General features: G+C 65.4%; 12 protein-coding genes. 6 read left to right on the top strand and 6 right to left on the bottom strand.

All coding sequences use genetic code 11. The annotated features are described in order from the left end of the window. Positions 1-11: 11 nt before the first annotated feature. The gene (locus OKW41_RS34735) at positions 12-569 is read right to left on the bottom strand and encodes a DUF2069 domain-containing protein (RefSeq protein WP_429575408.1); all 558 of its coding nucleotides are present in this window, start codon (positions 567-569) and stop codon (positions 12-14) included. Between the two features lie 10 nt (positions 570-579). Further along, positions 580-1,182 carry an NAD(P)H:quinone oxidoreductase gene (gene wrbA / locus OKW41_RS34730; protein ID WP_429450865.1) on the bottom strand — a complete coding sequence of 201 codons (603 nt, stop codon included), beginning with the start codon at positions 1,180-1,182 and terminating at the stop codon, positions 580-582. A 142-nt stretch (positions 1,183-1,324) separates the two neighbouring features. On the opposite strand from wrbA, the gene OKW41_RS34725 reads away from it, so the two are divergent. After that, complete coding sequence (locus OKW41_RS34725) at positions 1,325-2,638, top strand: YihY family inner membrane protein (RefSeq protein ID WP_429450863.1); 1,314 nt, start codon at positions 1,325-1,327, stop codon at positions 2,636-2,638. Positions 2,639-2,672: 34 nt separating this feature from the next. On the opposite strand, the gene OKW41_RS34720 is transcribed toward OKW41_RS34725, so the two are convergent. The 3 genes from OKW41_RS34720 to OKW41_RS34710 form a co-directional block, all read right to left on the bottom strand. After that, complete coding sequence (locus OKW41_RS34720) at positions 2,673-2,993, bottom strand: Mpo1-like protein (protein WP_429575407.1); 321 nt, start codon at positions 2,991-2,993, stop codon at positions 2,673-2,675. A gap of 221 nt (positions 2,994-3,214) precedes the next feature. Continuing rightward, positions 3,215-4,048, bottom strand: a complete 834-nt coding sequence (locus OKW41_RS34715) for an alpha/beta fold hydrolase (RefSeq protein WP_429575406.1) — start codon at positions 4,046-4,048, stop codon at positions 3,215-3,217. Beyond that, positions 4,045-5,439, bottom strand: coding sequence for an O-acetylhomoserine aminocarboxypropyltransferase (locus tag OKW41_RS34710; protein WP_429575405.1), 1,395 nt, complete (start codon positions 5,437-5,439; stop codon positions 4,045-4,047). Before OKW41_RS34710 ends, OKW41_RS34715 begins: the two co-directional genes overlap by 4 nt. A gap of 272 nt (positions 5,440-5,711) precedes the next feature. Here OKW41_RS34710 and OKW41_RS34705 point away from each other — a divergent pair, with 272 nt between their 5' ends. The 3 genes from OKW41_RS34705 (at position 5,712) to aroC (ending at position 9,583) form a co-directional block, all read left to right on the top strand. Further along, positions 5,712-6,179, top strand: coding sequence for a CBS domain-containing protein (locus OKW41_RS34705; RefSeq protein WP_429575404.1), 468 nt, complete (start codon positions 5,712-5,714; stop codon positions 6,177-6,179). A gap of 202 nt (positions 6,180-6,381) precedes the next feature. Further along, positions 6,382-8,319 carry an MFS transporter gene (locus OKW41_RS34700; protein WP_429575403.1) on the top strand — a complete coding sequence of 646 codons (1,938 nt, stop codon included), beginning with the start codon at positions 6,382-6,384 and terminating at the stop codon, positions 8,317-8,319. A gap of 163 nt (positions 8,320-8,482) precedes the next feature. Continuing rightward, positions 8,483-9,583 carry a chorismate synthase gene (aroC, locus tag OKW41_RS34695; RefSeq protein ID WP_429575402.1) on the top strand — a complete coding sequence of 367 codons (1,101 nt, stop codon included), beginning with the start codon at positions 8,483-8,485 and terminating at the stop codon, positions 9,581-9,583. Positions 9,584-9,758: 175 nt separating this feature from the next. Here the strand turns inward: aroC and OKW41_RS34690 are convergent, their stop codons facing one another. After that, positions 9,759-11,432 (bottom strand): electron transfer flavoprotein-ubiquinone oxidoreductase, encoded by a 1,674-nt coding sequence (locus OKW41_RS34690; RefSeq protein WP_429489591.1) that lies wholly within the window; start codon positions 11,430-11,432, stop codon positions 9,759-9,761. 186 nt (positions 11,433-11,618) lie between these two features. On the opposite strand from OKW41_RS34690, the gene OKW41_RS34685 reads away from it, so the two are divergent. Both OKW41_RS34685 and OKW41_RS34680 read left to right on the top strand, forming a co-directional pair. Continuing rightward, the gene (locus OKW41_RS34685) at positions 11,619-12,395 is read left to right on the top strand and encodes an SDR family oxidoreductase (protein ID WP_018421159.1); all 777 of its coding nucleotides are present in this window, start codon (positions 11,619-11,621) and stop codon (positions 12,393-12,395) included. Positions 12,396-12,451: 56 nt separating this feature from the next. Beyond that, on the top strand, positions 12,452-12,883 hold the full coding sequence (locus tag OKW41_RS34680; RefSeq protein ID WP_429450852.1) for an acyl-CoA thioesterase: 432 nt from the start codon (positions 12,452-12,454) through the stop codon (positions 12,881-12,883). Positions 12,884-12,917 lie beyond the last annotated feature (34 nt).

Raw genomic sequence — 12,917 nt, 5'->3', positions numbered from 1 at the left:
GGGCCTGGGCGTCAGGCGGGCGGGGTCGGTTCGCTGGCGGCCTGCTTTGCAGCCTGCTTCGCGGTTCGTTTCGCCGCGCGCTTGAACGGTCCGACATACGCGAGTGCGCAGGTGAAGAAGATCATGGCGAGCGCCGCTTGAAGCCAGCCGAGCCGCGCGCTCAAGCCATGATCGCTCCAGCCACGCACGACGCCTTCGGCGAAATACAGCAGGATCAGCATCGACGCCCATTGCATCGTGTAAAGCCGACGTCGCCACACGCCCGGCAACGCGGAGAGTAGCGGCAACGCTTTCAGCACGAGCAGCGAGCCGCCAGAGCGCAACGGCGCGAGCCACCATTCCCATGCGACGGCAAGCACGATCATCGAGACCAGTGTGAAAGCGGCGACGAGCGCGGCGGCAGCTTTGGGTTGCACGGGCACGACGGTTGTAGATGCCGACGCGTTGGCCGCGAGGCTTGCGCGCGACGCGTTCGCGTGGCCCCCGGAGTTCGTGGCCGCGAGTTCAGCGCCACCCGCGTCACGACGGGCGTCGTCGTGTTCGGTGGGTTGCGGATCCGGTTCGTTCACGGCTTTACGCTTACGGCCTTTCGGACATCGACGCCGCCGTGCGCGCAACGCGCGCACCAAGCGCAATCGCCAGCGTCCGTTCGTCGGCGGAGATGCCATGGCCGGTCGTGCCCGCGCGCGCGTAATGCGACGCGCCGTACGGCGTGCCGCCGGTCTGCGTGGTGGACAGCGCACTCTCCGTGTATGGAATGCCGACGATCAGCATGCCGTGATGGAGCAGCGGCAGCATCATCGACAGCAGCGTGGATTCCTGGCCGCCGTGCAGGCTGCCGGTCGACGTGAACACGCAGGCCGGCTTGCCCGACAGTGCACCGGATAGCCACTGCGGCGTGGTGCCGTCGAGAAAGTATTTGAGCGCGGCCGCCATGTTGCCGAAGCGGGTCGGCGAACCGAGCGCGAGGCCCGTGCATTCTTCGAGGTCGCGCAGCTCGACGTACGGTGGTCCTTCGGTGGGAATGTCCGGCTCGCTCGCCTCGCAAACCGTGGAAACCGCCGGCACGGTGCGCACGCGCGCCTGCATGCCGGGGACGCTGTCGACGCCGTGCGCGATCGCCAGCGCAAGCTCGCGGGTGGCGCCGTGACGGCTGTAATAAAGCACGAGAATGTCTTTCATAGGCCTCATCATTGAACGGGTATTATAGGGGTTCGGTCAGTTGCACAGGCCGCTCATAGCCGTTCGGCCAGGAGCTTCGGCCAAACGCCGCGCGGAGTTCCCGCAGTCCCGGTCTGACGGTTCAGCAAGCAAGGAGGCAGGTTTGTTGGTTAGGGTGCGTTTCGATCTCGACACGCTCAAACGGCTCGCGCAATTCGCGGCGCAACGCATCGGCGAGGACCGGATTCCGCAGGTCGCGGGCAGCCTGACGTTCACGACGTTGCTCGCGCTCGTGCCGCTCGCCACCGTCGCGTTTGCGCTGTTCACCGCGTTTCCGATCTTCAGCTCGTTCCAGGCGTCGCTGCAGTTTTTTCTTGCCGACCACCTGATGCCCGCGCAACTGAACGATCAGATCTTCAAGTATCTGAACCAGTTCGCATCGAAGGCCAAAGGGCTGACCACGATCGGCATGATCATCCTGTTCGTCACCGCGGTGATGACGATGATGACCGTCGAGTCCGCGTTCAATGTGATCTGGCGCGTGCGCAAGGCGCGGCCCGTCGCGCAGCGCATTCTCGTGTACTGGGCGATCATCACGCTCGGTCCGATCCTGATCGGCGTGAGCCTGTCCATCTCGTCGTATGTGTTCACGCAATCGATGTCGTTTAGCGCCGCGCAGCGCATCACACCGCTGATCGAATGGGCGCTCGCGAGCGCCTCGCTGCCGTTCACGATGCTCGCGTTCACGATCCTTTACGTTTATCTGCCGAACTGCCGAGTCGAATGGCGCGACGCGGTGGTCGGCGGCGTGATCGCCGCGGTCGCGTTCGAGCTCGCCAAGCGCGGCTTCGGCTACTACGTGCGCCGTATTCCGACCTATACGGCGGTGTACGGCGCGTTCGCAGCGGTGCCGCTGTTCCTGGTGTGGATGTACCTGTGCTGGTTCATCACGCTGACCGGCGCGATGATCGCATCGGCGTTGCCGGCGATTCGCATCGGTCAGTTTCACCGCCCCGTGTTCTATGGCAGCAATCTGTTCGATTCGCTCGAATTGCTCGCGCGGCTGTGCGAAGCGCGTGAGGGCGGCAGACGCGGCTACACGATGCCCGAGCTTGCCCGGATGCTTCGCCGCGACAAGGATACGACGCTGATGCTGTTGCAGCGTCTCGAGGAGATCGAGTGGATCGCGCGGCTGGAGGAGGACCATACCGGCCCGCACTTCGTGCTCCTCGCGAACCCGGCGCAGGTGACCGTGCAGCGGCTGTACGACCTGTTCGTGATCGACCGCGCGGAGCTTACGTATCAGCTCGAACTAGACTCCACGCGCGTGGACGGCGGCATGCTGCTTGCCGCGCTCGACAGCGACCAGCTGAAGGTGACGCTCGCCGCGTTGCTCACCTCGCGCGCGGCGGCACGGGCGGCGCGACCCGGCGATGGCGAGCGCGCGGCGGCTTCGATGCCGCACCAGGCAGCGTGATAGGGCGGCCAGACTTCGAGCCGCCCCGATAAAACTACAACGAAATCTTCCCCACGCAGATGTCCTTGAACATCACCCAGTCGCCCATCAGGCTGTAAAACGGATGACGGAAGGTGGCAGGCCGGTTCTTTTCGAAGAAGAAATGGCCGACCCACGCAAAGCCGTAGCCGCACACCACGGCCGCCGGCAACCATAGCCAGTCGCCGGTGGCGAGCGCCATCGCGAGGCAGCCAATGGCGCCGAGCGAGCCGACGAAATGCAGCCGCCGCGACACGAGATTGCGATGCTCGCTCAGGTAGTACGGATAAAACTCCGCGAAGTTCGCGAAGTGATCGGTATGTGCTGTATGAGCCATGACGGCCTCCGGAGGCTGAAAAAGACAGCTTCGATCATTCTCCGGCGATCGCCTGCCTGGCGCAACCTGGCCATTCGGCAGATGGCGCGGCGGGTTCGGCGTGGGTATCGTGGTCGTTCGGTAGTGATTCGGTGGCGATTCGCAACGGCATTCCCGACGGCATTCCCGACGGCCGCCCGCGGAGCACCGAGGCGCGCGGCGAGCGGCCATCGCGCGCCCCTTCAGTCCGCTTTGTGCGGCGGCCGCGAAGCGAAGCCGTACAGCGCATCGAGCGTCGCGTCGGGTTGCTCGGTCATCAACGCGTGGCCCGCATCGAGCGTGACGGTGTCGACCGGCGTGCCCGCCTGCGCGAGCGCATCGGCAAGCGCTTTCGCCGCGCGCGGCGGCGTCATCGCATCGCGCCGGCCAACGATCAGGCGCGTGGCGCAACGCACCTGCGCCGCACGAGCGTGGCCGTCCGCATAGGTATGGCAGGCGGTGAAGTCGGTGTGGAACAGATGCGGCTCGCCGCTGGCGGACACGTGCTCCATCAGCCGCTGGTTCATGCCGTGCAGCCAGAAGCCGGGGCCGGGGCACGAGGGCTTCGCGGCGAGCGTCGAATGCGACCACTGGTTGACCATGCCGATTGCCTCGGGCTCGCGATTGAGCGCGGCGTCGAGCAGCGCGTCGGAGACCGTCATCGGCAGCGCGGTGGCGAGCAGCGCAAGATGCGTTGCGCGCTGCGGATAGCGGCCGGCGAAGTCGAGCGCGATCAGCGAGCCCATGCTGTGACCGGCGACGAACGCACGCGTGACGCCCACGGCGTCGAGCAGCGCGGCGAGCCAGTCGGCCAGCGCGGCGATGCTGGCAAGCGCGGGGCCGGCGCTGCGTCGGTGGCCCGGCAGATCGACCGCGAGCACGCCGAAGCCGTGATGCGCGAAGTAGCGGCTTTGCAGCGCCCACACGCTGTGATCGTGCTCGGCACCGTGGATGAACACGGCGGTTGGCAGGCTCGCGTCGAAGGGTTTGCCGCCGGTGTAGGCGTAGGCCGGTTTGTCTTGAACGGTGACGATCATGCGGACTCCGGGCGGGCGGGGGTGCTCGTGGCGGCGGGCGCGGCAGTGTTGGTCTGTTGTGAGGCGCTGCTCGGCGTTGCGGTACGACCGCCGCTCGCCGGTTGCGCGGTTTTTTGCGCGGCCTTCAGCGCGCGCTTGAGATCGTCGATCAGGTCATCCGGATCTTCGAGCCCGATCGACAGACGGATCGTGCCTTCGGTGATACCGGCCGCGGCGAGCGCGGCGGCATCCATGCGGAAGTGCGTCGTCGATGCCGGGTGAATCACCAGCGAGCGCGCGTCGCCGACGTTCGCGAGGTGCGAGAAGAGCGTGAGCGCTTCGATGAAGGCGCGCCCGGCCGCGCGGTCGCCGCGCAGGTTGAAGCTGAACACGGCGCCCGCGCCGCGCGGTAGCAGCCGCCTGGCGAGCGCGTGGTCGGGATGCGTCGGCAACTCGGGATAGGCGACCGATTCGACCGCCGCATGACCGGCGAGAAACTCGACCACGCGCCGTGTGTTGACGACATGACGCTCCATGCGCAACGGCAGTGTCTCGATGCCTTGCAGCAGCTGCCACGCGGCCTGCGGATGCAGGCACGCGCCGAAGTCGCGCAAGCCTTCCCGACGCGCGCGCAGCAGGAACGGCGCGACGGTGCTTTCCTCGGCGAATACCATGCCGTGGAAACCGTCGTACGGCTCGGTGAATTCGGGAAAGCGGCCGGAAGCCTCGAAGTCGAACGTGCCGCCGTCGACCAGCACCCCGCCGATCGTCGTGCCGTGGCCGCCGAGAAACTTGGTCGCCGAGTGGTAGACGAGGTCGGCGCCGTGCTCGAAGGGGCGCAGCAGGTAGGGCGTCGTGAAGGTCGAGTCGACCAGCAACGGCAGGCGGTGCGCGTGCGCGATCTGTGCGAGCGCGGCGATGTCGAGCACGTCGAGGCCCGGATTGCCGAGCGTTTCGCCGAATAGCAGGCGCGTGTTGGGGCGCAGCGCGGCGCGCCACGCGTCGAGGTCGCCGGGCTTGACGAAGGTCGTCTCGATACCGAAGCGTCGCAGCGTGTAATGCAGCAGATTGTGCGAGCCGCCGTACAGCGCGCTCGACGCGACGATGTGCGAACCCGCGCCCATCAGCGTCGCGATCGCCAGATGCAGCGCGGCCTGGCCGCTCGCGGTGCCGATCGCGCCGGCGCCGTTTTCGAGCGCGGCGACGCGCTCCTCGAACACGGCGACGGTCGGATTCGAGATGCGCGAGTAGACGTGGCCGGCGCGCTCCATGTTGAACAGCGCGGCGGCATGATCCGAGTCGCGGAACGAAAACGACGTGGTCTGGTAGATCGGCGTCGCGCGCGCGCCGGTGGCAGGGTCGGGGGCAGCGCCGGCGTGCAGCGCAAGCGTATCGAAACGGTTGGCGGACATCGTGGGCGGCGGGCCGCGAGCGGCCTCGCGAAAGATCGGGGTGGGCGGCCATCCTACCATTGGCGCGCGCCGCTTCAAGCGCGGTTTTCCCGCGGGTTCGTGCGGCTCGTGCCGGGAGCGGGGCATGCTCGCAAGCTGGAAGTCAGACGAATTCGAGTCTCCGAAGCCCGCCGCGCCTTGGCTGGCGGGCCGCTTTCCTTTTATGGGCCTTTCCGATAGGATCGAAAAAACATTTCATGCACTGCAAGATTGGCGGTATCAGGAGATAGATCATGCGAGTCAGCGACATTCTTAAAGTCAAGGGCAATACCCTTTTTACGGTCACGCCGGATACCACGCTGCATGACGCCGTCAATACCATGGCCGAGCACGACATCGGCTCGCTCGTCGTGATGGAGTACGGCGACCTCGTCGGCATGCTGACGTTTCGCGAAATCATTCTGACCTTGAGCGAGAACGGCGGCAGCGTCGGCACCTCGACGATCCGCAGGGTGATGGACGACCATCCGCTCACCTGCACGCCCGAAACCGACGTCAACGAAGTGCGCCGCATGATGCTCGAGCATCACGTGCGCTATCTGCCCGTCATGGAAAGCCGCACGCTGATGGGCGTCATCTCGTTTTACGACGTCGCGAAGGCGGTGGTCGAGGAGCAGGGGTTCGAGAACCGCATGCTGAAGGCCTATATCCGCGACTGGCCGGAAGAGCAGGAAGGACAGGACCAGCAGCCGGCGCGTTGATGCGCGTGGCTCGAAGGTCGCGCTCCGGCCGTCGCCGCGAGCGCGAATCCGCCGACAGGGCGCGCGCGCAAGCGGGCGCTTTTTTTGTGTCTGGAACTGGTGCGGGCGGATTGCGGGAGCCGCGTGCGCGAGTCGCGGCGATCCGCTTGCCAGCCGTGCCGCCCGCTTCATCGCCATTTTTCCGCGCCGTTCTCCTGACTTCATGAACGATCGTCCGTTGCCCGCCGCCCGCCGCGCCACTCGCGCGCACGAAGCGCACGAATCCCAGTTCCGCCTGCTCGGCCAGCGCCGCTTCGCGCCGTTCTTCTGGACACAGTTTCTCGGCGCGATGAACGACAACGTGTTCAAGATCGGCTTCACGTCGCTCGTCACGTATCAGGCGGCGCGGTTTTCGGGCGTCGACCCGAAAACCGCGGCGTTCCTGATCTCCGCGATTTTCATTCTGCCTTTCGTGCTGTTTTCGGCCACTTCCGGCCAGTTCGCGGACAAGTACGACAAAGCGTTGCTCACGCGCCTCGTCAAGACTTTCGAGATCGCGGTGATGCTGGTCGGCGGCGCGGGGTTCTGGCTGAACAGCGCGCCGTTGCTGTACCTGTGCACTTTCCTGATGGGCGTGCATTCGACGGTATTCGGGCCGGTCAAGTACTCGTATCTGCCGCAGCATCTGTCGCAGGCGGAGCTGGTCGGCGGCAATGGCATGGTCGAGATGGGCACTTTCGTCGCGATCCTGATCGGCACGATCGTCGGCGGCGCGGGCGCGGGGTTCGCCGAGCATGGCGCGGTGGTGCTCGCTTGCGCGTGTATCGCGATCGCGCTGATCGGGCGCGCCGTGTCGGGCTTCGTGCCGGCTACGCCCGCGCCGCAGCCCGGGTTGCGCATCAACTGGAACCCGGTCAGCGAAACGTGGCGCAATCTGAAGCTCGCGCACGAAAACCGCACGGTGTTTCTTGGTCTGCTCGGCATTTCGTGGCTGTGGTTCGTCGGCGCGACGTTCCTCGCGTCGTTCTTCAACTTCGCGAAGGACGTGCTGTCCGCCGATCCCGACGTCGTGACCGTGCTGCTCGCCACGTTTTCGATCGGCATCGGCATCGGCTCGCTGTTGTGCGAACGGCTCTCGAAGCGGCGGATCGAAGTCGGCCTCGTGCCGCTCGGCTCGATCGGCATGAGCGTGTTCGCGATCGATCTTTTTTTCGCGAGCCACGCGCTGCCGCCGGCGGGGCATCTGCTCAGCGTTGGCGAATTTCTCGCGCGGCTAGCGCATTGGCGCGTGCTCGCCGATCTGTTCCTGCTCGCGATGTTCGGCGGCTTTTACAGCGTGCCGCTGTATGCGCTGATCCAGAGTCGTAGTCAGCCGAGCCATCGCGCGCGCATCATCGCCGCGAACAACATCCTCAATTCGCTGTTCATGATCGTGTCGGCGCTGATGGCGGTGGGCCTGACCGCCGCGGGCTTCAGTATTCCGGCGATCTTCCTCGTCACCGCGCTTCTGAATGTGGTCGTCGCGGGCTACATCTATTCGCTCGTGCCTGAGTTCCTGCTGCGCTTCATCGCGTGGCTGCTCGTGAATACGTTCTACCGGATCCGGCTCGTGCACGCGGAGCGGATTCCGGAGCAGGGCGCGGCGGTGCTCGTGTGCAACCACGTCAGTTTCGTCGATGCGATCGTCATCATGGCCGAAAGCCCGCGGCCGATCCGCTTCGTGATGGACCACCAGATCTTCCGCTCGCCGTTCGTCGGCTGGCTGTTCCGGCACGCGAAGGCGATTCCGATCGCGTCCGCGCATCAGGACGCGGCGCTGCTCGCGCGTGCGTACGACCTGTGCGCGCAGGCGCTCGCGGACGGCGAACTCGTCTGCATCTTTCCCGAAGGGAAGCTGACGCGTACCGGCGAGCTGAATCCGTTTCGCCACGGCGTCGCCGAGATCGTCAGGCGGACGCCGGCGCCCGTCATTCCGATGGCGTTGCGCGGGCTGTGGGGCAGCGTGTTTTCGCGCGCGGTGGACGCAACCTGGCCGCGGCCGAACAGCAAAGGTGTGATGAGCCGGCTGAGCCTCGCCGTCGGCGAGCCGATCGACCCGGCGCTCGCGACGCCGGAGACACTGCAGCGGATCGTGACCGATCTGCGCGGCGCCCGCAAATAGCCGTGGGCCGGTGCGCGGACGCCGAGATGGCGAGCTCGCCCACCATCACCCGCTTTCGGCCGAGTGCGCCCTGGCCGATCGGCCATCGCCGTCGCCAGGTCCGGCTTCGAGGCGAGCGGGCTGGCATAATAGCGGTCTCCCCGTATTTCTTTGGACGGCGCTCATGTCCGGCAACACGCTCGGTACGCTTTTCACTGTCACGACCTTCGGCGAATCGCACGGCCCCGCTATCGGCTGCGTGATAGACGGCTGCCCGCCGGGCATGGCGCTCAACGAAGCCGACATCCAGTTCGAACTCGATCGCCGCAAGCCGGGCACGTCGCGCCACGTGACGCAGCGCCAGGAAGAAGACAAGGTCGAGATCCTCTCGGGCGTGTTCGAAGGTCAAACCACCGGCGCGCCAATTGCGCTGCTGATCCGCAATACCGACCAGCGCAGCAAGGACTACGGCAACATCGCGGAAACGTTCCGCCCCGGCCACGCCGACTACACGTACTGGCAAAAGTACGGCATTCGCGATTACCGCGGTGGCGGCCGCTCGTCGGCACGGCTGACGGCGCCGACGGTCGCGGCGGGCGCGGTCGCGAAGAAGTGGCTGCGCGAGAAGTTCGGCACCGAAATTCGCGGCTATATGGCCGCGCTCGGCGAGATCGACGTGCCGTTCGTCGATTGGGCGCAGGTGCGCGAAAACCTGTTTTTCGTGCCGAATGCGGAGATCGTTCCGCAGCTCGAGGCGTATATGGACGCGCTGCGCAAGGACGGTGATTCGATCGGCGCGCGCATCAACGTGGTTGCCTCCGGCGTGCCGGTCGGCCTCGGCGAGCCGCTGTTCGACCGCCTCGACGCCGACATCGCGCACGCGATGATGGGCATCAACGCGGTGAAGGGTGTCGAGATCGGCGCGGGCTTCGCGAGCGTCGCGCAACGCGGCTCGGTGCATGGCGACGAGCTGACGCCGGAAGGTTTCGTCGGCAATCACGCGGGCGGCGTGCTCGGCGGTATTTCGACGGGGCAGGACATCACGGTGTCGATCGCGATCAAGCCGACGTCGAGCATTCGCACGCCGCGCCGTTCGATCGACAAGGCGGGGAACCCCGCGATCGTCGAGACCTTCGGGCGGCACGACCCCTGCGTCGGCATTCGTGCGACGCCGATCGCCGAGTCGATGCTTGCGCTCGTGCTGATCGATCACGCGCTGCGCCATCGCGCGCAATGCGGCGATGTGGCCGTGAGCACGCCGAAGATCGCGGCGAGCGCGCCGTAACCCTGACGCGGTCCCGCGATTGGCGGCGAACGAGCCGCCATAAAAAAGAATAGGGAAGGGGACCAACGAAACGCGCAAGAATGCGCGCAGACGAAAGCGCGAGCGCGCTATCGGAATTTGCCTGCGCGACGCTGCCGGTTATCGCGCAGCGCCGCAAAGGCAGACGGCACATCAATCACATATTCGGATAGTTCGGACCGCCACCGCCTTCCGGCGTGACCCACACGATATTCTGCGTCGGGTCCTTGATATCGCAGGTCTTGCAGTGCACGCAGTTCTGCGCATTGATGACGAGCCGCTCGCTGCCATCGTCGTTCTTCACGAACTCGTACACTGCAGCGGGGCAATAACGCGCCTCCGGTCCCGCGTAGGTCTGCCAGTTCACGTTGACCGGCACGGTCGGATCCTTCAGCGTCAGGTGCGCCGGCTGATTTTCCTCGTGATTCGTGTTCGAGATGAACACCGAGGACAGCCGGTCGAACGTCAGCTTGCCGTCCGGCTTCGGATACGTGATCGGCTTGCACTGAGAAGCCGGCTTCAGCATTTCATGATCGGAATGCTGATGATGCAGCGTCCACGGCACGTTGCCGCCGAGCAGCTTCTGCTCGAGACCGACCATCAGCGTGCCGAGGTAGAGACCCTTGCTCATCCACTGCTTGAAGTTGCGCGCGCGATACAGCTCGGTGTAGAGCCACGACGTCTTGAACGCTTCCGGGTAGGCGCTCAGTTCGTCCGACTGACGGCCGGCCTGGACGGCGTCGAACGCGGCATCGGCGGCGAGCATGCCGGTCTTGATCGCGGCGTGCGAACCCTTGATGCGCGACGCGTTCAGGAAGCCCGCGTCGTCGCCGACCAGCGCACCGCCCGGGAACACCAGCTTCGGCAACGACATCAGGCCGCCCGCGGTGATCGCGCGCGCGCCGTAGGACACGCGCTTGCCGCCTTCGAGAATCGCGCGGATCGCCGGATGCGTCTTGTAGCGCTGGAATTCCTCGAACGGCGACAGATACGGATTCGAATAGCCGAGGCCGACCACGAAGCCGACCACAACCTGGTTGTTGTCCATGTGGTAGAGGAACGAGCCGCCGTACGTGTCGTTTTCGAGCGGCCAGCCGGCCGTGTGCATCACCAGACCCGGCTTGTGCCTGGCCGGATCGATCTCCCACAGCTCCTTGATACCGATGCCGTACACCTGCGGATCGACGCCGTCGCGCAGCTTGAACTTCTCGTTCAGCTGGCGGCCGAGGTGGCCGCGCGCGCCTTCGCAGAACAGCGTGTACTTCGCGTGCAGCTCCATGCCGAGCTGGAAGTTCCCGGTCGGTTCGCCGTCCTTGCCGATGCCGAGGTTGCCGGTCGCGACGCCCTTGACCGAGCCGTCGTCGTTGTACAGCACTTCGGCCGCCGGAAAGCCAGGGAATATCTCGACGCCGAGCGCCTCGGCCTGCTGACCCAGCCAGCGCGTCACGTTCGCGAGGCTGATCACGTAGTTGCCGTGGTTCTTGAAATTGTCCGGCAGCGCCCAGGTCGGCACGCTCTTCGCGCCCGTCTCCGACAGGAACAGGAAGCGGTCTTCGGTCACGTCGACCGTCAGCGGCGCGCCTTTTTCCTTCCAGTCCGGGATCAGCTCGGTCAGCGCGCGCGGGTCCATCACCGCGCCCGACAGAATATGGGCCCCGATCTCAGAGCCTTTTTCGAGTACGCACACGCCAATGTCAGCGCCTCGTTCGGCGGCGCGCTGCTTCAGGCGAATGGCCGCCGACAGGCCCGCAGGGCCACCGCCGACGATGACGACGTCATACTCCATCGACTCACGCGGGCCGTACTGCTCAATGAGACTTGCGGGGGTCATTGATGCTCCTCTTACCGTTAGAATGCTTTTTTCGGGTTCGTATTGTGGGCGATCGATTCCCGCGCCGCAAGCCGAAAGCCACAGATTAGCACGACCGTACTATTTCATGATACGGTATAGACCCTTAGTCGGGTCCTACCGAACCCGTCAACCGCAGTTGTCACCACAACCGAACAAGGAAAGATAATGGGCCGTTCGATCAATCTGGAAGGCAAGGTCGCGCTGATTACGGGCGCCTCGAGCGGGCTGGGCAAGCGCTTCGCGCAGGTGCTGTCGCAGGCGGGCGCGAAGGTCGTGCTGGCGAGCCGACGTACCGAGCGGCTCAAGGAACTGCGCGCGGAAATCGAGGCGTCCGGCGGCGCCGCGCACGTCGTGTCGCTCGACGTGACCGACTATCAGAGCATCAAGTCGGCGGTCGCGCATGCGGAGACCGAGGCCGGCACCATCGATATCCTCGTCAACAACTCGGGCGTGTCGACCACGCAGAAGCTGTCCGAGGTCACGCCGGCAGACTTCGAATACGTGTTCGACACGAATACGCGCGGCGCGTTTTTCGTGGCGCAGGAAGTCGCCAAGCGCATGATCATGCGCGGCAACAACGCGCAGAAGCCGTCGTACCGGATCATCAACATCGCGTCGATGGCGGGCTTGCGCGTGCTGCCGCAAATCGGCCTGTATTCGATGAGCAAGGCCGCGGTCGTCCACATGACGAAGGCGATGGCGCTCGAGTGGGGCAAGCACGGCATCAATGTGAACGCGATCTGCCCCGGGTATATCGACACCGAGATCAACCATCACCACTGGTCGACCGATCAGGGCCAGAAACTCGTGGCGATGCTGCCGCGTCATCGGGTCGGCAAGCCGGAGGATCTCGATGGGCTGCTCCTGCTGCTCGCGGCGGATGAATCGCAGTTCATCAACGGCTCGGTGATCGTCGCCGACGACGGCTTCGGACTCGCGTGAGCGGGTCGTCCAAAGTTTTAAAAGTCAGGCAGAAAAAGGAAGAACGGAAATACAGAATGAGCGATTTTCACGCAGTTTTCGAAATGACGATGCCGATCCGCTGGGGCGACATGGACGCCTTCGGTCACGTCAACAACACGGTTTATTTCCGCTACATGGAGCAGGTGCGGATTTCCTGGTTCGAGCACATGGACTTTGTCGGCCAGCGCGCGGACGGGCAGGGGCCGGTGATCGTCAATGCGTCGATGGAGTTTCTGAAGCAGCTGCACTATCCGGGCGACGTGATCGGCCGGATGTCGGTGGCGACACCGGGGCGCAGCAGCTTCGATACGGCTTTCGAGCTCCTGCGCGCCGATGAGCCGGATACGCTCTATGCGCGAGGCGCCGCGCGATGCGTGTGGATCGACTACGCGGCGGGCAAGTCGGTGCCGGTGCCTGACGTACTGCGCGCGGCCATCGAGAGCGCGGCGCTCGTCAAGGCGGCCTGAGCGCGCGGCCTGACAGCGCTGTCGCGCGCTTCAA

The sequence above is a fragment of the Paraburkholderia sp. UCT70 genome (genome assembly GCF_050434085.1).
In the GTDB taxonomy this organism is placed as follows: domain Bacteria; phylum Pseudomonadota; class Gammaproteobacteria; order Burkholderiales; family Burkholderiaceae; genus Paraburkholderia; species Paraburkholderia tuberum.
This window is presented reverse-complemented; position numbering and strand designations above follow the sequence as displayed.

Coding starts and splice junctions, on each gene's coding strand:
- wrbA (WP_429450865.1), bottom strand. CDS start 1,182: ATGAAAGACATTCTCGTGCTTTATTACAGCCGTCACGGCGCCACCCGC.
- OKW41_RS34710 (WP_429575405.1), bottom strand. CDS start 5,439: ATGTCCGCCAACCGTTTCGATACGCTTGCGCTGCACGCCGGCGCTGCC.
- OKW41_RS34690 (WP_429489591.1), bottom strand. CDS start 11,432: ATGACCCCCGCAAGTCTCATTGAGCAGTACGGCCCGCGTGAGTCGATG.
- OKW41_RS34685 (WP_018421159.1), top strand. CDS start 11,619: ATGGGCCGTTCGATCAATCTGGAAGGCAAGGTCGCGCTGATTACGGGC.
- OKW41_RS34700 (WP_429575403.1), top strand. CDS start 6,382: ATGAACGATCGTCCGTTGCCCGCCGCCCGCCGCGCCACTCGCGCGCAC.
- OKW41_RS34705 (WP_429575404.1), top strand. CDS start 5,712: ATGCGAGTCAGCGACATTCTTAAAGTCAAGGGCAATACCCTTTTTACG.
- aroC (WP_429575402.1), top strand. CDS start 8,483: ATGTCCGGCAACACGCTCGGTACGCTTTTCACTGTCACGACCTTCGGC.
- OKW41_RS34680 (WP_429450852.1), top strand. CDS start 12,452: ATGAGCGATTTTCACGCAGTTTTCGAAATGACGATGCCGATCCGCTGG.
- OKW41_RS34715 (WP_429575406.1), bottom strand. CDS start 4,048: ATGATCGTCACCGTTCAAGACAAACCGGCCTACGCCTACACCGGCGGC.
- OKW41_RS34720 (WP_429575407.1), bottom strand. CDS start 2,993: ATGGCTCATACAGCACATACCGATCACTTCGCGAACTTCGCGGAGTTT.